The organism is Niastella yeongjuensis (genome assembly GCF_900110245.1).
GTDB lineage: Bacteria > Bacteroidota > Bacteroidia > Chitinophagales > Chitinophagaceae > Niastella > Niastella yeongjuensis.
Map to the genome: position 1 here is coordinate 110,663 of NZ_FOCZ01000017.1, position 20,432 is coordinate 131,094.

A 20,432-nucleotide genomic window follows, 5' to 3' on the forward strand; every position below is an offset into this window, starting at 1 on the left:
AGAAATGCCTTCTGTACAGAAGGCATTATATAGTTAAAGATACAAAACCGTATTAAATATTCAAACCACCGCAGGCGCTGATCACCTGTCCTGTAATATACGAGCTCATATCAGATGCGAGGAACAAGGTAGTGTCGGCAATTTCTCCGGCACTGCCAAAGCGGCCTAAGGGAATTTTTTCCAGGAATGCTTTTGCACCATCGCCATCTTTCAGGTAATGGGTCATATCGGTTTCAACAAAACCGGGTGCAATAGCGTTGCACCGTACATTGCGGCTGCCCAGTTCCAATGCTACCGATTTGGTAAAACCAATAATACCGGCTTTACTGGCGGCATAGCTGGATTGCCCGGCATTACCACGTACCCCTACAATCGAACTCATGTTAATGATGGAGCCTTTTCTGGCTTTCATCATGGGGCGAATAACCTGTTTGGTCATATTGAAAACACTCTTCAGGTTTATATCCATCACTTCGTCCCATTGTTCGGGCGAAAGGCGCAGTAACAGGTTATCTTTTGAAATACCGGCATTGTTCACGCATACATCTACGGTACCGAACTCTTTTACCACATCGTTTACAAAGGTTTCGCATTCAGCGAAATTACCCGCATTGCTTTTATACGCTTTGGATTTTACGCCCAGTGCTTTTATTTTTTGCTCCAGCTGAGCGGCCTTTTCGGCACTGCTGTCGCTAACATAGGTAAATGCTACGTGAGCGCCATGTTCAGCCAGTTTATACGCAATAGCTTCGCCAATGCCACGGGCTGCACCGGTTACAATAGCAATTTTTCCTTCTAATAATTTCATAGTATCGTATTTGGGTGAGCAAAAGTACAGGAAATGCCAATGCAGGGGTGTTACAGTGAGAGTATTTCTTCGATATACTTACGGTCGTTGCTCAACCGGGGCACTTTATGCTGTCCGCCCAGTTTACCCTTGCTTTTCAACCAGGTAGTAAACACTCCTTTTGAGAGTGATCTCACCAATGGTTCGCGCAGGGCTATATTTTTATGACGTTTGGCCTCGTAATCGCTGTTTACACTTTTCAGGGCGCTGTCCAGTTCAGTGGCAAAATGACCCAGATCGTGGGGTTCTTTTTCAAATTCTATCAACCATTCATGACCGCCATTGCCGCTGTCGCTAAAATAAACCGGAGCAGCAGTATAGTCGTTTACAATGGCGCCGGTTCTTTCACTGGCTACTGCTATGGCTTTATCGGTATTGTCAACAATCACTTCTTCGCCAAAGGCATTCATAAAGTGTTTTACCCGGCCACTCACTTTTATTCTGAAGGGGTGCAGGGAAGTAAATTGCACGGTATCGCCTAACAGGTAGCGCCATAAACCACCGTTGGTAGTTACTATCATGGCATAATTCTTACCGAGCTCCACATCCTGCAAACCTATGGTTTCCGGATGTTTTTTACCATATTCTTCAATGGGCATAAACTCCATAAAAATGCCATGATCGGTAAACAGCAACATGCCATCTTCACCGGGTATATCCTGGGCGGCAAAAAATCCTTCACTGGCATTATACATCTCCAGATAATGGATCGGTTTGCCTATCAGTTTCTGAAATTGTTCTTTATAGGGTGTAAACGATACGCCGCCATGCATATACAATTCGAGGTGCGGCCATACTTCGGCCATGGTGCTTTTACCAGTTAATTCCAGTATGCGGCGAAACAAAACCAGCGTCCAGGTGGGCACGCCGGAAATAGAAGTAACATTTTCTTTTATAGTGCTGTAAGCCAGCTTTTCAATCTTGCTTTCCCATTCATCCATCAAGGCTATGCTGAGATCGGGGACCCGTAACCAATGCCCCCAGAATGGTGAGTTTTGCAATAACACAGCACTCAGGTCACCATACTGGGCATCGGCATTCAGCGGGTTAATGGTATGGCTTCCGCCAATAACCAACCCCTTACCGGTTAACAGGTCCGAATCGGGATTGAACTGGTAGTACATCGTCAGCACATCCTTGGCTGCCTTGTAGTGGCAGTCTTCAAGGCTTTCATCCGTTACCGGAATGAATTTACTTTTATCGCTGGTAGTACCGCTGCTTTTGGCAAACCAGTACACCGGTGTATTCCATAACAGGTTCTGCTCGCCATGCATAATACGTTGAATGTAGGGCTGCAGGTCTTCATACTCATGTATGGGAACCCTTTGCTTGAAGGTTTTTACATTGAACAGGGCAGAGAAGCCATACTTCCGGCCAAATTCTGTATACTGGGCAGAAGTGACCAGGTCCTGCAACACCTCACGCTGGGCGTCTACAGGATTATTCTTCCATCCCTCTATGCGCCACAGGCGCATACGGGCCAATGATGATATGGCAGGCGATAATAATCTCACTAATGAAGATTCACTCACGGCAAAATAAAGAATTTGGAGGAATAAAAGTAAGTACCATCCCAGTCGGCATAAATATACTTATACTGACTGAAATATGACCAAAATCACTAATAACTAATTGACACACTATCCTTTAAATTGCAATAAATGGACCAGCGTGCCCATGAGGTCAATTATCTGTTCGAAGAAACGTCCATAGACTTGAGTGCTTCTTCGTGTAAGTAATCCTTACGTCTCAGTTCGAAGTTGCGGCCCAGGTACAGGCGGCGCACCTGCTCATTTTCAGCCAGTTCTTCGGCTGTTCCGTGTTGGAAGATCTTTCCGTCGATCAACAAATAAGCGCGATCACAAATAGAGAGCGTTTCGTTTACGTTGTGGTCGGTGATCAAAATACCGATGTTCTTATATTTTAACCGGGCCACTACTGCCTGAATATCTTCCACGGCAATGGGGTCAACACCGGCAAAAGGCTCATCCAATAATATAAACTTGGGGTCAACAGCAAGGGCCCTGGCTATTTCAGTTCTTCTACGTTCACCCCCACTCAGGGAGTCGCCATTGTTTTTACGTACGTGATGCAGCCGGAATTCATCGAGCAGGCTTTCCAGTTTCTGGCGTTGCTGGGCCCTGGTAAGCCGGGTCATTTCAAGTACTGCTTTGATGTTATCTTCCACAGTTAGCTTACGGAACACGGAGGCTTCCTGGGGCAGGTAGCCAATACCCATCTGGGCCCGTTTATACATAGGTAGCTGGGTAATGTCTTCCTGGTCAAGGAATACCTTTCCCTCATCGGGTTTTATTAAACCCACTACCATGTAGAATGAAGTGGTTTTACCGGCGCCATTCGGCCCCAGCAACCCTACTATTTCACCTTGTTTTACATTTACCGAAACATGATTTACCACGGTACGGTTACGGTAAATTTTTACTAATTCCTGTGTATTAATCTCGCTGATCAATTGTACTTAAGGTTTCCGCAAAAATACCAGAACTAATTCACATTGAATAGCTCCGACACGGTAATTTAACAGGTATTTGCCATCCCGATTTACTGCGTTATGTTTGCAGGCCGAATTTATGGCAGAAAATAAGCATTTTTACTAAAATGCTTATTTTCAATAGTTCACAAATTTGTATATTTCTCTTTAATAATATAGATTCAAGCAAGGTGGCACCTGTTAAAGGACCTGAATACTGGTGAGCCTTTGAAAAACTGTTTTTATTTACATGAAAGTTATCGATCATATTCGCCAGGCGAAAGATTCGCTCATTTCCTTTGAAATATTACCCCCATTAAAAGGTAAAACCATCAATTCAATATATGAGCACCTTGACCCATTGATGGAATTCAAACCTGCTTTTATCAATGTTACCTATCATCGCAGTGAGCATGTTTTTAAGAAGAAGGCCGATAGTACGTTTGAAAAAGTAGAAGTTCGTAAACGCCCTGGCACTGTTGGTATTTGCGCAGCCCTGATGAACCATTACCGGGTTGATGCAGTACCCCACCTTATTTGCGGTGGCTTTAACAAACGCGAAACGGAAGACGCGCTGATCGACCTGAACTTTATCGGGGTTGATAATGTGCTGGTGTTACGTGGTGATGCTGCAAAAAATGAAACTGTATTTGAACCTGAAAAGGGTGGTAACAGTTATGCCATCGATCTGCTGAAACAGGTTCAAAATCTGAATACCGGTATTTACCTGGAAGAAGATATTCGCGATGGCTTTAAAACTGACTTTTGCTGCGGTGTGGCCGGTTACCCTGAAAAGCATTTTGAAGCTCCCAACCTGCAAACTGACCTCGCTTTCCTGAAAGCCAAGGTTGCTGCAGGCGCAGAATATGTGGTTACCCAAATGTTCTTCGATAACCAGAAATATTTCGATTTCGTAAAACGTTGCCGCGAAAACGGTATCACCATACCTATTATACCTGGTTTGAAACCCATCACCAGCAAAAAACAATTGTCGGTTATTCCCCGCACTTTCCATGTCGACATCCCCGATGATCTTGCCAATGAGATCATGAACTGTAAAACAGATGCTGATGTTGAAAAAGTGGGAACGGAATGGCTGTTATTACAATCCAAAGAACTGAAAAAAGCCGGGGTACCCGTATTGCATTATTATACGCTTGGCAAACCCAAGGTGATCTACAATGTTGTTAAGGAAATAAAATAATGATGCAACAAACAGGCTTTAACAGATTGCTCGCAGGCCTGTTTATAATCGGGGCTACCGTTGGATTATACTTTCAGTTTTCGTATCACAAGTTTTTAAACAACGATACGCTTAGTTACATCAACCTGGCTGAAAGATATGCTGCCGGCGACTGGCAACATGCCATCAATGGTTTTTGGTCGCCCCTGTATTGCTGGATATTATGTATTTGCAAGCTGGCCGGGTTTCCCCTGTTGCCATGCTGTTATATCATAAATTTTATAGTGGCCGGGCTGGGTTTGTATATTTTATGCAACCTGGCCCGGCGTTATTTAGTAAAGCCCCTGTTTTATTACGCGTTTAACGGCTATATGCTGCTGTTGCTGTTGTTTTACGCTATGTCGGCCCTTACCCCCGATCTGATGGCCGCTGTTTTTTGTATCTGGGTCCTGCGTCTCGTAACTGATAAACGTTTTGAATATAACAATCAAATGCCCTGGTGGGCTGGTACTATTGCAGCCTGTGCTTATTTCGCCAAACTGTATAGCATTGTACCCCTGCATTTGTTTATGGGTGGCTGGCTGTTGTTACTGCTGATAAAATACCGGTCTTTCAAATCAAAGAAAGGAACGTCCTTATTAAAAGCATACGGGCTTTTTATACTTCTCTCTACCTGTTGGATAGTAGTCATAAGCCTTCATGAGGGCAAACCTGTTATTGCAACTGCCGGTCCCTTCAATCATAATTTTATGAGCCCCGATTATGATAAGGAATATCCTACCGATGCAGACTTATATGCCCCGCCATTTTCAGCCGCTTACAACGCACATGTTAACCCCGCTCATTTGCTTGATCAATATGACTGGTCGGTCTTTGGTAATGCCCGCAATTTTAACCACCAGGTAAAACTTATCAAACAATCCACCCGGGAATTGATCAGGAACCTGGATGGAACCGGTGCCAAATGGCTGGTATTGCTCTTCTCTTTATTGATACTGGCTTTTAATCGTAAAAAGCTGGTCAATGAAAACTATGATCGCAGTATTCATACAATAGCCTGGTTCTTTGTTTGCTATCCATTACTCTACCTGCCCTTATTTATTCTTGACCGTTACATTTTAACTTGTATCATTCTGTTTCACCTGTTTCTTTTTTTCGTTGCACAACGGGCCTGGAACCTGTTAAATAAAAAGATCTTTACCCCGGCATTAGCCCTTTTATTGCTGTTAAGTATATATCCTTTTCTTACGCTTGGGCTTCAAAAATTAACCCAGGCTTCAGGAGATTATCAGTATCAAAAAAACTTTTATCAGCAATTGCCACAGTTATCGTTTTTGACAAACCAGCGCATTGCAGTTTACCCATACGCCACCACTGAAGCTTCCCAGCTTTCTTATTATTTTCATTGCCGCAGTTACGGTACCTGGGGCGACAGACAATACCAGTCCCTTAAAAAATTCAATATCCGGTACCTGATCGCAAAAAAAGAGCTGGCCAGGTATCCTTTTCTGCATATAAAAAAGAAAATGCTACTTGCAGAAGTAGCATTTTACGTGTATGAAATCGAATAATGTAGTAGGTGATGTTTCCCTGGTTATTTAGGCAGTTTTTTCAGTTCTGCTTCATTTACTTTAACCGGATATTTTTTCTTTAAATCTGCTATCCATTTTTCTTCCAGGGCTGCCTGGTAATCATTGATCACAAAACCCCGTGCATCGTTAAACCCACGCATTTCGCGGTTAGGATATAATTTAACTATGAATGAAAAAGCCACCGTATTATCCGACTCGTTTTTCACATTGGCAGTAATCAGTCCTTCAGTGAAGTTTGTTCTTCCTACAACGGGTATCTGGCTCAGTTCAAAACGGCCTGAATCGCCCTGCAAGTGACCCGCGCTTTCATTGATGTATCTCTGCCAGTTCTTATAGTTTTCTTTCATTTTTGTTCTGAACTCTTCTGAAAGCTCCTGGTTGGTGACAGTCAGGATAATTGCATCAGCGCTGCTTTCCCACCAGTATTTGTCTTTATGGGCATTGTAGAAATTCCGCAGCCCGGCCGAATCAACAGAAGCAGGGTCCCAGATGTTGCGTTGCATAACTTCGAACAAGAGGTTTCCTTCTTTAAACTCAGCCAACTGGTCTTTAAAATCTTTATTAAATTCTTCCAGGTGCTGGCGGTAGTAATCAAATGCGCTTACTTCAGTAAATTCCTCCAGTATTTGTGCCCTGGTTTTGCCAGTCTTCATGTTTTCATAGTTACGTATTGTTTCAAGGTAGGCTTGAAAATCCTTTACAGTAACTGTTTTTTTGGCAAATGAAAACAGCGGTGTTTTTAATGTAACATCTGCAAAAACCGGTATGCGGTTATTGTCTAAAATACTATCAGCAATCTGAAACAGGTGTTGTTCGTTTACCTTGATCTTTTTATAACCGGTCAACAGAAGCACTTTCTTCAGCAACATTTTCTGTGATACTTCCAGCCTGTCGGTTTGCACTATGCGTTGCTTCATATCGTCGCGCATTTGCGTATTGACGGTATCGCCGGTAGCCGGCTTGTATGATAAACGCTTTATCAGGTGATAGCCAAAACTGGATAATACCGGCTTACTGATCTCACTGTCTTTTGTGAGGGCAAATGCGGCGTTTTCAAAAGGCAGTTCGTATTGTCCAACTCCAAACTCCATCATTTCACCGCCAGCCTGCCAGGAGATGTTATCGTTGCTGAACTTGGTCACCAGCACTTTAAAATCGCCGCCGCTGGTCAATGCGTTATAGATTGAATCGGCTCTTTTTTTTATTATTTCTTTTTGTGCTTCCGTGGCATCTGGAGGGAAAGCCAATAAGATCTGCGCCACTTTCATTCTGCCCAACCCTTCTCTTTCGCCCAGGTTTTTAAAGATGTGAAATCCGGCTTTGCTGCGAAGGACTGTTGTGTATTTGTTAACCGGGGTGCTATATATTCCATTTTCCAACTCATAAGGCAATACCACTGAGGTAATATATCCAATGTCACCTTTATTTGCTGAAACAGTGGCATCTTCAGAATACTGCGCGGCTACTTTACCAAAATCCTGACCCTTTTGTAACTCGCCGTAAGCGGCATTGATTTTATCCTGCGCCTTCTTAACATCTTCCAGGGTGGCATATTTTCCGGCCGCTACGAAGATGTGGGCAATATGAATATCTTTTTTGCCGCGAACAATAGCTTCAGTAGTAAGCTGATTGATGCTGACCTCGTCCCGTACATAACTATCAATTATCTGGGCACGAAAGCTGTTTATTTCAGCCTGCTGGTTGGACATTGTGTCCATTTTTTTATCAAGCGCCGCCTGTACTTTTAGTTTGAAACGTATGTACAGTTCCAGGTAATCGTGGTACGCCTGATCGGTCGGCCTGGTATCGGAATTATTCTTGTTATAGGCCTTTAGAAATTCATTTTTTGTAACCGCTTTGCCGCCATAGGTAAACAATACCTGAGCGTTTGCGGCCGCAGTCATGAAGATCAATAATGAAGCCAGCGCCGCTTTACTGATAACAGTCATAATGCTAGTTAGATTTTTTTGTTTTTAGTTTAAGATCAATCACTTCATCCACTTGCGTGTAGCTGAGTTTCTTGGCTATGATGTTTTTGTCCTTATCGAGCAAATACAAAATAGGGGTTTGGTACACATCGTACAGCTGGCGATAATTGGGTTTGTTCGCGGCTTCCTCTTCTTTTTGCTGGGAAGGTAGCTGGTATACATGGGTCCAGCCGGTAAGTTTATTATCGTTGATGAATTTTTTCCAGTTCTCTTTTCCGCCATCTACCATTACCCCGTATAAAGAAACGCCTTCGTTTTTCCATTTGGCTTTGTAGATAGAATCAACTTTGGGAACGGTTTCTTTACAGTGGCTGCAGGTAGGGTCCCAGAAACAGATCACTACAAAATTGCTTTTTATATTATGCAATGGTGCCGGCTTGTCGAGGGTATCAACCAGGTCAAGGGGGGCCGCCGGTTGCCCAATCAGGTTAGCCATCATGCTATAGGCCCTTTTGAAAGTAAAATCTTTATACTGTTGTGTAAAGAAATCGGCCTGACCTGTATTGATGTATTTTTCAAACAGGTGAACAAATACAGCATCCTGGCCCATGTATTCAGGATTAATGTATTTCTGTACAAAATGCACCATCAGGAATTTAAACATCTCGGTGTTGCTTCTTGAATACAATAACATATGATCGACTTCCGCAATTATTGAATCGGGGTTCGGTACTACCAGTTCTTTATAATATTTTTCGAGCTTTGCTTCAAAGAAGGGAGTTCGCACCAGTCTGCCATCACTGAAAGAAACGCCATCCCAGTAATGAGATTTGAAATACCGGTATGCATACAGAGAGTCGTATTTCCCGCCCGGTTGTTTGGCAGCCGGTGGGATTACCGGTTCTTTCATCGCCTGAAACAGGGTGGTCAAAAATGAATTGGGGTTTTTAGCCATCATACTATCCCGGTACAACTGCATTTTATCGGTAAGCCATTTCAACCGGGTTCTCAGTTTGGTTGAATCCTTTGCGTTCTTTACCGTTTTTAACTCCTCGCCTGTTTTATTGATCTCGTTTCCTATCTGGTTGGTGAACCGGGTATACAAATGGAAGAGGTTATTTTCCTGCGAACCCGTAAAAATTACGCTATTGGGTAGGGTTGCCGAATCGGCAGCGATGGAAAACTGTTGTTGTTTATCCAGCAGCAGCTCGAACAGGATCTCTTTACGGGGCGAAACGACGAAGTAAATACCGCCCGGCAGGGGTTCCTTTCCGGAAAACACACCTTTGCCATTTTCATCCAGCATAGCAGAGTCTGCCAGGGCTTTTAATTTGCCATAATAATAACCCAGGTAAACGTAGGTGTTCTTATAAGGCTTTAACGTAATGGGAATGTTATAACCCGACTGTGCCACAGCTAACGTACAGCTTATCAGGAATATAGTTAGCGATAAAAGTCTTTTCATAGTGTTGCAATAACAGAAAAATAGCTTAATTATTGAAAATTAAAACGGTTAAGTTGTTAATTCCTTGCAAAGGTAATGGGATATACATGTTAACATAGTCGAAAGTTACAATGTTATAGCAGGAAGGCCTGTTTACGCCCCCTAATTGGCAGCGATAGGCTATTTTTGTGTTATAATATTTACAGATGAAACTAAGCCATCTTGCAGAAACTTTAATTGGGTCGGAAATTGTAAAACTGGGCGGTGAAATACGCGATAAGATCCGTGCGGGAGAAAGGATCTACAATTTTACAGTTGGTGATTTTGACCCCGCCATATTCCCTATTCCCCAGGCATTGGAAGAAGAAATTATAAAGGCCTACCGGGAGCATTTTACCAATTACCCCGCTGGAGATGGAAACCTCGATCTGCGGGAGGCCATTGCACAATTCCTGAAAGAACGGGAACAACTCAGCTATAAACCATCAGAAATACTGGTAGCCTCTGGCGGCCGGCCCCTGATCTATTCTTTATACCGCGCCATTTGTGATAAGGAAGACAAGGTGATCTATGCCGTTCCCTCCTGGAACAATAACCATTATACGCATTTTATAGGGGCAGAACATGTGGTCATTGAGGCCCGGGCTGAAAATAACTTTATGCCCATTGCCAAAGACATTAAGCCGCATTTAAAAGGCGCCACTTTACTGGCCTTGTGTTCGCCGCAAAACCCCACGGGTACTACTTTTACCAAACACGACCTGGAAGCCATCTGCGACATGGTGCTGGAAGAAAACAACCGCCGGGGCGAGCATGAAAAGAAGTTATATGCGATGTACGATCAAATGTACTGGCAACTCACCTATGGTGATATTGAACACTACAATCCCGTATCGCTTAGACCAGCCATGCAGGATTACACGATCTTTATTGATGCCATCAGCAAGTGTTTTGCTGCTACCGGTGTACGTGTAGGCTGGGCGTGTGGTCCTCAGATTATCCGCGATAAAATGAACGCCATTTTAAGTCACCTGGGTGCCTGGGCCCCTATGGCCGAACAAAAAGCCTGTGCCCGTTTCCTGTATAATAATGAGGCGATCGACAATTATTTGAAGCATTTTAAAGCAGAAGTGGAAGTGCGTTTGCGGGATATTTACAATGGCCTGCAACAGTTAAAAAAAGAAGGTTTTTCTGTTGATGCCATTGCGCCGCAAGCTGCCATTTATCTTACCATAAAAATTGACCTGGTTGGTAAAAAAACTGCCAGTGGTAATGAATTAGCGCAGCAAAGTGATGTTACCGCCTATTTGTTGAATGAAGCAAAGTTGGCCGTGGTACCATTTTATGCGTTTGGGGCCGACCGTTCATCACCCTGGTATCGCTTAAGTGTGGGAACCTGTAAGAAAGAAGAGATCGGCGAAATGATCGATCAGCTTCGGAATGCGTTGAAGAAATTAAGTTGATCACCAATAAAAAAGATTGGCACGGTTTGGAACCGTGCCAATCTTTTTCTCGCTTTTTTATATAAACAACCGACTAATTCTTGTTGCAGATAAATACAAAGGGTTTTAAAGTATCCTTTTCTATTATCTTTTGTAATTGCGCCTTTTTTGTAAGTATCCGGTATTTCTGTAAATCGAATACCTCATGTGCCAGGCAAAAACTTTCCAGCGTTTCAAAATCCCCTAACAGCGTATTCAACTGTTGAAGCTCATATTGCATGGCTTCCTGGTTTGTATATGCATCCTTTACCAGAACAAGCAAATCGCGATTAGAGTTTTTCATTACACATCGGCTTTAATATCCTACAAATCCCCTGTTTAAACCACAGCCGCATTTTTTGGACGAACCGCCACCAGCAATGCGATTACCGGAACTGCAACTGGCCATAACCAGGCTAACAATTATCACAATGAACACGGAATAACTTACTTTCTTCATATACTTGGTTCTTACTAAATTAAACTATTTTACGAACAAATTAGTACTTCACGTTGGCTGAATTCAACAATTTTAACACCAAACTGCAAAAACCCGTCGTACTATTATCGCCGTTGGACTGGGGATTAGGCCACACCACCCGTTGTATCCCCATCATCCACGAATTGTTACAGCAGGGTTGTACGGTTATTATAGCTTGTAACTCAACACAAAAATCCTTGTTGATCCGGGAGTTTCCCCAGCTTACCTATGTGCAGTTGGCAGGCTATAATTTGAAATACGGCAAAAAGCGGTGGGGTACAATTGTCCGGATCATCCTCCAGACTCCAAAAATATTGATCAAAATCAATAACGAAAACAACTGGTTAAATATTTTCCTGAAATCGCAACCTGTTGATATCATCATATCCGATAACCGGTTCGGTTTATATGCCCGGCATGTGCATTCTATTTTCATTACCCACCAACTGTATATAAAAACCGGGCTGGGTAAGTTCACCGACCGGCTGGTTCAATGGCTAAACTATCGTCGCATTATCCGGTTCACAGCCTGTTGGGTTCCCGACCGCCAGGGAGACAAATCGCTGGGTGGCAGGTTATCCAATCCGGCTACCTTGCCAGCCATTCCGGTTCAATACCTTGGTGGATTGAGCCGGTTTAATGCCTGCCCCCATACAACCAATTCAATTCATTTATTGGTCATTCTTTCAGGTCCTGAGCCGCAGCGAAGCATATTTGAAAAATTGTTGCTGAGGCAGCTGGAACAACAACGGGGTAAAATAGTATTGGTGCGGGGACTACCAGGTGCCGGCGAGGAAGTGCAGGTAAAAAACGAGCTGATCATATACAATCACGTACCTGCTGCAGTATTGAACAACCTGATGTGTAATGCTGCCTTGGTGATCAGCCGATCGGGTTACACTACAGTAATGGACCTGTTGAAGCTGGGTAAAAAAAGCATTTTGGTGCCTACACCGGGGCAGGCTGAACAGGAATATGTAGCTACCCACCTGCACACGGCACAATTGGCCTATACGCTGTCACAGGCTCATTTCAACTTACAAAAAGCATTGACGGCTGCCAATGAATTCAAGTATAAGGTTAGCCCCTGGCCCATGGAAGAATACAAAAAAGCAATTAAAGACTCAATTGAAGAAGTCAAAAAAAGATCCAACCTGTAAGATCAATATAAGAACCAGGCAGGTCATCCCATATCCCAGTTATCCCCAAAATTCTACTTTCCCGGCCCAGCCTTGGGGTAATCAAAAAACCAGTATTCTTTCTCCGCCTCTTTAAATTCAGACCAGTCTTTTATATCAACTTTTATGGCAAAGATGGCGCAGGTAGGCATATCGTCGATGCGTACATCGGTTAATTCATTGGCGAATTCTGTAATACCGGGATTATGTGCAAAGAGGGCAATGGTATTTGCCGATGCAGGCGCCTTTGCTATGGCGTTGTAAAATGCTTCGGGGCCGGCCAGGTATAACTCCGGAACCAGAATGATGTCTTCTTTTTCGCCACCATATTCTTTAATGAACAGTGAGGCGGTTTTACGCGCTCTTTTGGCGGAGCTTGAGATAAATGCATCGACCTTTACATGACGCTCCAATAATCGCGCGGCCATTTTAGGCGCATCTTCTTTACCTCTTTCATTTAAAGGACGATCAAAATCCTCCATGCCGGGTTGGTCCCAGCTGCTCTTGGCGTGCCTTATGATTATTACTGATTTCATAAAAAATAATAGGGGGATAAATCCCCCTAAAAATAATAAGTTCGATCAAAGGAATCAGAAATTTAACAGGTTCCTGTTTATTAAAATTGGTTCCCCATAGGAAGCTAAACGGTCGGCAAGTGCATTTGCCGCAAATACTTTGCCAAATGCACCTACCGACCGTGGAAAAATACGATTAGTTAGGCGTAATAGGAACAAATAAAAAAAGAGGAGAATTACAGTCCGCTTGAATTGATATAATTAATCAGCGAGGCTGTATTTTTTACCTTTAATTTTTTGAGTATGTTGTGGCGGTGCACTTCCACCGTTTTTATAGATATTGCTAACTTGTCTGCTATTTCTTTAGATGACAAGCCGTTGCGAATAAGATTTATCACCTCAATTTCGCGTTCAGAAAGTTGGTTCAAACCATCTCCTCCTTCTTCTTCATTCATCATTTGCTCAGACAGAATGTTCTTCACTTCCTGGCAGATGTAAACATTGCCAGCGGTTACCTGGTGAATAGCATCCAGCATTTCCTTTCGGGGAGAATTTTTGGTTACATAACCACGTGCGCCAAGACGCAGCATTTTTTTAGCATACGCAGGTTGCGAGTGCATGGATACAGCAATGACTTTTGAACCGGGTGATAGTTTACGGATCATTTTCAAGATGTCAAACCCATTCAACGGGGACATATTAATGTCGAGGAGCACAATGTTGGGACGCTTGTCGCGCGCGATTTCAATGGCTCTTTGACCATCCCCTAATTCAGCAATAACTTCCAGTTCTTCGTTCCTTCCTAACAAATACGACCAGGTTTCGCGGATCAAGGTGTGATCATCAACAATCATGATGGTAATTTTACTCATACTAATTTTTTTTCAGTAGTGTGTGAATGAGCTTATAATCTGCACAACGGGGCATACAAAACAGGCACCAAGGCTGTTTCAAGACCTTTTGTACAACTACTAATGGATGAGCTTATACCTTAGTTTCTCAGAGGGTATCGAAGAGGTTACATATAATCCCGTACCTGATATTAAGCATTTTTTCTGATATACACAAATACCAAATTAAAAATGCATTAATAACAGTATAATTTTCAATCTAATAGATTTTTAATACCCTCTTTCGTTTTTACCCTCCATATAGTTAATAAATGCCTTATTTACCACCCGGTTGCCGCCAGGGGTCGGGTAATTACCGGTAAAATACCAGTCGCCTGTATTGGTTGGACACGCTTGATGAAGGGATTCAATTGTCTGAAAAATTACCTGCACCGGGATTTCAAGCCCCTTAGGTGTAATTAATTCAGCAACTTTATTCGAGATCTGTTCGGTTGTGAATGGTTTATAAACGTGCTGAACCACGTTTTCCGTATGTAACTGGTTTAAACGTTGCAATTCTTTACATCTTTCGTACAATTCCGTCAGCTTATGTTCAATACCCTGCTCTTTCATTAACTCTGTAGCCGCTTTGAACGCAATAAAATCGCCCAGCTTACTCATATCAATACCATAACAATCGGGGTAGCGGATCTGTGGCGCCGAAGATACAACAATGATCTTTTTCGGTTCCAGCCTGGCCAGCATACGCACGATGCTTTCTTTAAGGGTTGTACCCCTCACGATAGAATCATCAATCACCACCAAAGTATCAACACCCTTTTCCACCGTTCCGTAGGTAACATCATAAACGTGCTGCACCATTTCATTACGGGTTACGTCCTCAGTAATGAAGGTGCGCATCTTCACGTCTTTAATGGCGATCTTCTCAACCCGTACCTTACGGTTGATCATTTCAGACAACTCAGCCTCGGTAAAATTCTTACCCCAGGACAGTATACGCTCAATTTTTACTTTCTTTAAATAATCATCCAGGCCTTTCCATAACCCGTAAAAGGCTACTTCGGCCGTATTGGGAATAAATGAAAAGATGGTGTGCTTAAGATCGTTGTTAACAGCTTCCAGAATGTGAGGACTCAAATTGTAGCCCAGTTGTTTCCGCTCTACATAGATCTTTTCATCACTGCCGCGTGAAAAATAAATGCGTTCAAAGCTACATGCCTTGCGTTCTTTTGGCTCTACAACTTTGTCGATCGTGAACTCGCCATTGGCTTTTACCACCAATCCCATACCGGGCATCAGTTCCTTCACCTCATTTTCACCAACATTGAACACCGTACGTATAGCCGACCGCTCAGAAGCAGCGACAATTACATCTTCATCTATATAATAGTATGCAGGACGAATGCCATGGGCATCCCTGAATACAAATGAATCGCCATTACCCAGCAAACCACCAACGGTAAAACCGCCATCGAACAAGGGTACTGCTTTACGCAACATCCCCAGAACATCCAGGTCGTGCTGTGCCTGCTCATCGCCCTTAACCAGAAAATGATGGATCACTTCCATCATAGCGGCCAGGTCGCTTTGCTTTTGAAACTCCCCAGGCTCTATATTGATCAGGTTAAACAACTCATCGGTGTTAACCAGGTTAAAGTTGCCTGCCAGCGCCAGGTTACGGGCTGGAATGGTATTCCGTTTTATAAATGGATGACAGAATTCTGCATTGTTCTTTCCCTGAGTGCCATAGCGCAGGTGCCCTAACAGCAGTTCACCGAGAAATGAAATATGCCCCTTCATTAAACCAGGGTGTTTCATTACATCGGGCTGGTATTTCTCCAGCTCTTTCACTTCTGCACTTACTTTGCTAAAGATATCTGCAATCGGTTGATTGGCAGCACTTCTAACCCGGGAGAGAAAGGGGTAACCAGGTTCCACATTCAGCTTCACAGCAGCCAAACCGGCGCCATCCTGGCCTCGGTTGTGTTGCTTTTCCATGAGCAGGTACAGCTTGTTAAGGCCCCACATTACTGTACCGTATTGTTGTAAATAGTAGGAGAACGGCTTTCTTAAACGGATGAATGCCAAACCGCATTCATGCTTTATTGCATCACTCATGTATTACTCCCGATTATAAAAAGAAAGCGCAAAGCTACAAGTAATTAAGGAAAAGAAGAAATGTGAGAGGGGTGTGAAGTGTTAGAGAAAATGAAAAAAACCCCCAGTCTTCATAGGTATGGGGGTTGTTCCTCATCAGGACATTGGATCAATATCTGCGCCGGTTTGTTTTTTAATTTAAACGGGCATTGGACGGTTCGGCTTTCACTAGGATCTTTGGACTACGGACGTTGGATTTTATTGATCTTTTACTATAGATATTGGTAGTACAAACTTCTTAAATTTTCTGAAAGAATTCACAAATTATTCAATGTCTTTTAAACACTTAATGAATTTTCTCAGCAGGATATAAATGTTTACCCCTAGACGAATGATGCAAATCCCCCAAATTGGCGATTAATTGTCCCTTATATTGTTAATACTAAATATTAATTATGTATTATATATAATTGTGTGTTATAAACAACTACATACTCGTTGCCACATTATTAATAAAATTCACCAGCGAGGCCGAATTTTTAAGTTTCAGCTTTTTCAGAATGTTATGCCGGTGCACCTCTACTGTTTTTAATGAAATATTCAGGCTCATGGCAATCTCTTTCGATGATTGTCCTTCCTTAATAAGGTTGATGATCTGAATTTCACGCTCTGTAAGGGCGTTTACATTCGGCACATCCTTATTCTCCTCCAACACCAGCTCAGAGATGTTATTCTTTATTTCATCGCAGATGTATTTATTACCGCTATGCACCTCCATAATAGCGTTTATCATTTCTTCTTTCGAAGAATTCTTGGTAACGTACCCGCGGGCGCCAATCTGCAGCATTTTTTTTGCATAGGCTGGCTGCGAGTGCATGGAGATCCCAATAATACGGGAAGCCGGCGATACCTTCCTGATCTTTTCAGTGGCTTCGAACCCTGAAATAGGCAGCATGTTTATATCCATCAACACAATCTGGGGTTTCTTGTTTTTGGCCATTTCCACAGCCTGCTCCGAGTCGCCGCATTCAGCCACAACAGTAAAGCGGGGATCGTTATTGAGGATGAAACTCCAGGTTTCCCGTATCAATTTGTGGTCATCCGCAATTAAAACACTAATTTTTTCCATAATCAATAAGGGGGTTTAGATATTCGAAATAGGGACATTAATTTTCATTTTACATCCTTCGCCAAGGGCTGTTACAATATTTACGCTTCCATTGAACAGCTGGGCACGGCTGGCTATGTTAGATAGTCCAACTCCTTTTTTCGACCGCACTTTATCCAATTCAAATCCTTTTCCATCATCACTGATCGTAAGGTCAACCTCATGACCCTCACTATCTGCAATTAGCTCAATCACCAGGTTCTTGGCTGCAGCATGTTTTAAAACGTTATTCACCTGCTCCTGGATTATGCGAAAAAGCATCAGCTTCCGCTTTTCATCCAGGATATTATCAATGGTTCCGGAATAATAAAACTCCACGTGCAGGCGGCGCGTGGCTTTAATATTTTCCACCAGGTCCTGTACTGAATCTATAAGGCCGAGATCACCAATACTTGGCGGTACCAGTGACCGGGAAATTGTCCGGATCTCATTGATGGCATCGGAAATATTATTAGTACTGCGCTTGATCAGCTCGAGCCGGCTGGCATCATCTGTTTCCGCCAGTTCAAGGTATAGTTTAGCCGTTGACAGGATCTGGTTCACATTATCATGCAATTCCTTGCCAATTTCAGCCCTTTCTTTTTCCTGGGCGTTCACTACGGCCTGTGCAATCAGCTTTTGTTTATCTACCTGCTGTTTTAATAATTTCTTTTCCAGTTCCTTTTTATCGGTAACATCCTGCATGGAACCCACCATACGGGCTATTTTACCAGAGTGGTCATAAATCAGGAACCCCCGGTCAAACACCAGGGCATATTCGCCATCAGGTTTTATGAACCGGTATTCATCTTCCCAAATTTTGGAAGTACTGTCTGCTATAAACTTGTTTAACCCGTTCACCACGCGGTCGCGGTCTTCGGGGTGAATGCAACTTTCCCAGAAATTAGAGGCATTATCCACGTACCCGGGTTTTAATCCAAACAGGGTATAAATGCCTTCGCCCCAATACAAACTATTGGTGTTCACATCCCAGTCCCAAATGGCATCGTTGGTGGCCTTGGTCACCAGCAAATACCGTTCGTTACTCAATCTTATTTTTAGTTCGGCGCTTTTATTCTCGATGATTATCCGCAATAAACTGATCACCCGTTCGAATAGTTTCAACTCACTTTCGGTTGGGCTGGCCGGATACTTATGGTACACGGCAATGGTAGCCAGCACATCGTTGGCTGAATTTATTATAGGGAACGACCAGCACGACCGTAATCCGAACTTAAGGGCATACTGCTTGTAATTCTCCCACAAGGGATCGGTTTCAACGTCAACCGTAATAACCCGTTCTTTTCTATAAATAGCGGTACCGCAGGATGCCACATAAGGGCCAATCTTCACGCCATTTATTCCGCGTGCAAATTCTTCGGGCAGACTGGGTCCCGATAAATGCATGATGGTTTGCTTGTCTTCAGTCAACATGATCACCGATAAGATTATGTCGGTGAAAGTTTTTTCAAGCCCGCTGAGGTAATAATCGACGGTTGTCTTTAAGGAAGCTGCGGGTTGGGCATTTATTTCCAACACCTGCCTTTCCAATTCCAATAAGCGTTCCTGTGTTTTACGATCGGTAATATCCCGGAAGTATATAAAGGCACCTTGTGAAAACGGATAGACACTTGTTTCCAGCCAGCGATTGAACGTTGGCAGAAAATGTTCAAAGCTTGAAGAGGTATCTTTGTTGATGGCTTCTATATACTGTCTGTACTCAGCCGTTTCAATAAAATTGGGGAAGATCTTTTCTACGCCTGAACCGATCACATGTTTCGATTCAAGGCCGGTTAAATGTTCTACGGCATGGTTCCATAGAAATATGGTCAGCTTTTTATCTACTGCAATAAACCCATCGGTTATGCTGGCCAGGATGTTCGTTATACGTTCACTGTATTCTGTAAGTTGTTGCTGACTGCGTTTTAATTCCAATGAAGCGGCCTGCTCTGCCAGTTTTCGTTCGGTAAGGTCTTTGTTAATGGAAACGATGTCAGTTACTTCACCTTTTTTATTCCTTACCAGTGAAAGTGTTGACCAGAAAACAATTCTTTTACCGTCAGATGGTCTTATAAATGAAATTTCTCCATTCCAGGCACCTGTGGTAAACAACTCCTCCAACAATTTCTCGCGGGTGCTGTCATGAAAGTCGAAATTGATCAACTCATGAATGGCGCGGCCCATAATATCAGCCGTTTTTATCCCAAACAACTTTTCAGCTGCCTGGTTATAGCTTTTTGTATGGTAATTTTCGTCAGATGACATCACGGCATCGAATACATTATCCAACACCGTAGCCTGGTAGCGGTTGGCTTTTTCAGCCATCCGCAGCTGGGTTATTTCATTCTGGGTGGTCCAAACACGTAATAACCTATCATTCTCCACTACGCCCACCAGGTTATTTAAAAAGTAGCGTTTGTTTCCCTGGTGATCTATATGCATGGAGAGCCGGCGGTATACTTTATAGCCTTGTTGTATAAACTCTTTTGCCACCTGGTAAGTAACCGGTTCGTTGGGATCAAAGAAAACCGACACCTTTTTACCAATCATATCACCGGCATTTTCATAACCATAAAAATGCGCCATCTGATCGTTACACTCGGCCAAACAACCCTCAAACAATTGTTGAATTTGTTTTTCTTCGGAATCGTTGATGTTCACCGGTGTTTGTAATTCACAACGCCAGATGATCTCTGAACTCTGTTGTACAAATGCTTTATATCGTTCTGTAACTTCTCTTAATTCCTGGCGGGTAGCTTCAAGAAGTGCCGCTGTATCTTCTGGTTGTTCATTAAATTCCGGTACTGCGTTCCAGGTTATTACATTATTCGCGGTGTGATTGCTTCGCTGACAGGTAGCCCTGAAACCAACATGGCGCACACCCGATTTTCCCTTTATTGCCAGTTGTATATTTAGACCGGTATCTATGCCGGTACCCGTATGTAGTATTGCCTGTAGCTTAGGTTTATCGGCAGCGTCAATTATTTTTTTGAAGGAGTTGCCAATCAGAGCTGACTGGTGTTTACCAGTAAAAGAAAGTAAGTCAACTGAAGCCCATAAGATGATTCCCGCCATGTCTGTTTGCAGGCTAAGGGCGGTAAAATCATAAGTTACTTCAGGAATGGATTTCTTCGACTGTTTTAACATACAGCATAGTGCAGCTTACATGATAAACTTTGACTTAATATTTACATGTA

Annotated in this window: 15 protein-coding genes; 4 read left to right on the forward strand and 11 right to left on the reverse strand. The window is 43.0% G+C overall.

Going from position 1 to position 20,432, the window contains the following annotated elements; genetic code table 11:
- Positions 1 to 52: 52 nt before the first annotated feature.
- The 3 genes from fabG to lptB all read right to left on the reverse strand — a co-directional run bounded on the left by fabG (position 53) and on the right by lptB (position 3,320).
- Entirely contained in the window at positions 53 to 808 is a 756-nt protein-coding gene (fabG, locus tag BMX95_RS30205) for a 3-oxoacyl-[acyl-carrier-protein] reductase (protein ID WP_081200368.1), read from the reverse strand.
- A 50-nt stretch (positions 809 to 858) separates the two neighbouring features.
- Entirely contained in the window at positions 859 to 2,361 is a 1,503-nt protein-coding gene (locus BMX95_RS30210) for a GH3 auxin-responsive promoter family protein (protein ID WP_081200370.1), read from the reverse strand.
- A gap of 173 nt (positions 2,362 to 2,534) precedes the next feature.
- Positions 2,535 to 3,320 (reverse strand): LPS export ABC transporter ATP-binding protein, encoded by a 786-nt coding sequence (gene lptB / locus BMX95_RS30215; protein WP_177193732.1) that lies wholly within the window; start codon positions 3,318 to 3,320, stop codon positions 2,535 to 2,537.
- A gap of 268 nt (positions 3,321 to 3,588) precedes the next feature.
- On the opposite strand from lptB, the gene metF reads away from it, so the two are divergent.
- Positions 3,589 to 4,542 (forward strand): methylenetetrahydrofolate reductase [NAD(P)H], encoded by a 954-nt coding sequence (metF, locus tag BMX95_RS30220; protein ID WP_081200372.1) that lies wholly within the window; start codon positions 3,589 to 3,591, stop codon positions 4,540 to 4,542.
- Positions 4,542 to 6,092: a hypothetical protein gene (locus tag BMX95_RS30225; RefSeq protein WP_081200375.1), complete on the forward strand. Its 1,551-nt coding sequence runs from the start codon at positions 4,542 to 4,544 to the stop codon at positions 6,090 to 6,092. Before metF ends, BMX95_RS30225 begins: the two co-directional genes overlap by 1 nt.
- Before the next feature lie 23 nt (positions 6,093 to 6,115).
- Here the strand turns inward: BMX95_RS30225 and BMX95_RS30230 are convergent, their stop codons facing one another.
- Both BMX95_RS30230 and BMX95_RS30235 read right to left on the reverse strand, forming a co-directional pair.
- Positions 6,116 to 8,062: a peptidylprolyl isomerase gene (locus BMX95_RS30230; protein WP_081200377.1), complete on the reverse strand. Its 1,947-nt coding sequence runs from the start codon at positions 8,060 to 8,062 to the stop codon at positions 6,116 to 6,118.
- A gap of 4 nt (positions 8,063 to 8,066) precedes the next feature.
- Positions 8,067 to 9,506: a DUF5106 domain-containing protein gene (locus tag BMX95_RS30235; protein ID WP_081200379.1), complete on the reverse strand. Its 1,440-nt coding sequence runs from the start codon at positions 9,504 to 9,506 to the stop codon at positions 8,067 to 8,069.
- A 185-nt stretch (positions 9,507 to 9,691) separates the two neighbouring features.
- On the opposite strand from BMX95_RS30235, the gene BMX95_RS30240 reads away from it, so the two are divergent.
- On the forward strand, positions 9,692 to 10,948 hold the full coding sequence (locus BMX95_RS30240; RefSeq protein ID WP_081200382.1) for a pyridoxal phosphate-dependent aminotransferase: 1,257 nt from the start codon (positions 9,692 to 9,694) through the stop codon (positions 10,946 to 10,948).
- Positions 10,949 to 11,021: 73 nt separating this feature from the next.
- Here the strand turns inward: BMX95_RS30240 and BMX95_RS30245 are convergent, their stop codons facing one another.
- On the reverse strand, positions 11,022 to 11,270 hold the full coding sequence (locus tag BMX95_RS30245) for a hypothetical protein (protein WP_081200384.1): 249 nt from the start codon (positions 11,268 to 11,270) through the stop codon (positions 11,022 to 11,024).
- Between the two features lie 209 nt (positions 11,271 to 11,479).
- On the opposite strand from BMX95_RS30245, the gene BMX95_RS30250 reads away from it, so the two are divergent.
- Positions 11,480 to 12,607 carry a glycosyltransferase gene (locus BMX95_RS30250; RefSeq protein ID WP_081200386.1) on the forward strand — a complete coding sequence of 376 codons (1,128 nt, stop codon included), beginning with the start codon at positions 11,480 to 11,482 and terminating at the stop codon, positions 12,605 to 12,607.
- Positions 12,608 to 12,660: 53 nt separating this feature from the next.
- Here BMX95_RS30250 and BMX95_RS30255 read toward each other — a convergent pair whose 3' ends face one another.
- The 5 genes from BMX95_RS30255 to BMX95_RS30275 all read right to left on the reverse strand — a co-directional run bounded on the left by BMX95_RS30255 (position 12,661) and on the right by BMX95_RS30275 (position 20,382).
- Positions 12,661 to 13,161, reverse strand: a complete 501-nt coding sequence (locus BMX95_RS30255; protein WP_081200388.1) for a SixA phosphatase family protein — start codon at positions 13,159 to 13,161, stop codon at positions 12,661 to 12,663.
- A 215-nt stretch (positions 13,162 to 13,376) separates the two neighbouring features.
- Positions 13,377 to 14,012, reverse strand: coding sequence for a response regulator (locus BMX95_RS30260; RefSeq protein WP_014222228.1), 636 nt, complete (start codon positions 14,010 to 14,012; stop codon positions 13,377 to 13,379).
- Positions 14,013 to 14,261: 249 nt separating this feature from the next.
- On the reverse strand, positions 14,262 to 16,109 hold the full coding sequence (locus tag BMX95_RS30265; protein WP_081200390.1) for an amidophosphoribosyltransferase: 1,848 nt from the start codon (positions 16,107 to 16,109) through the stop codon (positions 14,262 to 14,264).
- Between the two features lie 466 nt (positions 16,110 to 16,575).
- On the reverse strand, positions 16,576 to 17,217 hold the full coding sequence (locus BMX95_RS30270) for a response regulator (protein ID WP_081200392.1): 642 nt from the start codon (positions 17,215 to 17,217) through the stop codon (positions 16,576 to 16,578).
- A gap of 15 nt (positions 17,218 to 17,232) precedes the next feature.
- Positions 17,233 to 20,382: a PAS domain S-box protein gene (locus tag BMX95_RS30275; protein ID WP_081200394.1), complete on the reverse strand. Its 3,150-nt coding sequence runs from the start codon at positions 20,380 to 20,382 to the stop codon at positions 17,233 to 17,235.
- Positions 20,383 to 20,432: the final 50 nt, after the last annotated feature.

Excerpts from the sequence above, each read along its gene's own strand:
- fabG (WP_081200368.1), bottom strand. The coding sequence starts at position 808 with ATGAAATTATTAGAAGGAAAAATTGCTATTGTAACCGGTGCAGCCCGT.
- metF (WP_081200372.1), top strand. The coding sequence starts at position 3,589 with ATGAAAGTTATCGATCATATTCGCCAGGCGAAAGATTCGCTCATTTCC.
- BMX95_RS30225 (WP_081200375.1), top strand. The coding sequence starts at position 4,542 with ATGATGCAACAAACAGGCTTTAACAGATTGCTCGCAGGCCTGTTTATA.
- BMX95_RS30230 (WP_081200377.1), bottom strand. The coding sequence starts at position 8,062 with ATGACTGTTATCAGTAAAGCGGCGCTGGCTTCATTATTGATCTTCATG.
- BMX95_RS30235 (WP_081200379.1), bottom strand. The coding sequence starts at position 9,506 with ATGAAAAGACTTTTATCGCTAACTATATTCCTGATAAGCTGTACGTTA.
- BMX95_RS30240 (WP_081200382.1), top strand. The coding sequence starts at position 9,692 with ATGAAACTAAGCCATCTTGCAGAAACTTTAATTGGGTCGGAAATTGTA.
- BMX95_RS30245 (WP_081200384.1), bottom strand. The coding sequence starts at position 11,270 with ATGAAAAACTCTAATCGCGATTTGCTTGTTCTGGTAAAGGATGCATAT.
- BMX95_RS30255 (WP_081200388.1), bottom strand. The coding sequence starts at position 13,161 with ATGAAATCAGTAATAATCATAAGGCACGCCAAGAGCAGCTGGGACCAA.
- BMX95_RS30260 (WP_014222228.1), bottom strand. The coding sequence starts at position 14,012 with ATGAGTAAAATTACCATCATGATTGTTGATGATCACACCTTGATCCGC.
- BMX95_RS30265 (WP_081200390.1), bottom strand. The coding sequence starts at position 16,109 with ATGAGTGATGCAATAAAGCATGAATGCGGTTTGGCATTCATCCGTTTA.
- BMX95_RS30270 (WP_081200392.1), bottom strand. The coding sequence starts at position 17,217 with ATGGAAAAAATTAGTGTTTTAATTGCGGATGACCACAAATTGATACGG.
- BMX95_RS30275 (WP_081200394.1), bottom strand. The coding sequence starts at position 20,382 with ATGTTAAAACAGTCGAAGAAATCCATTCCTGAAGTAACTTATGATTTT.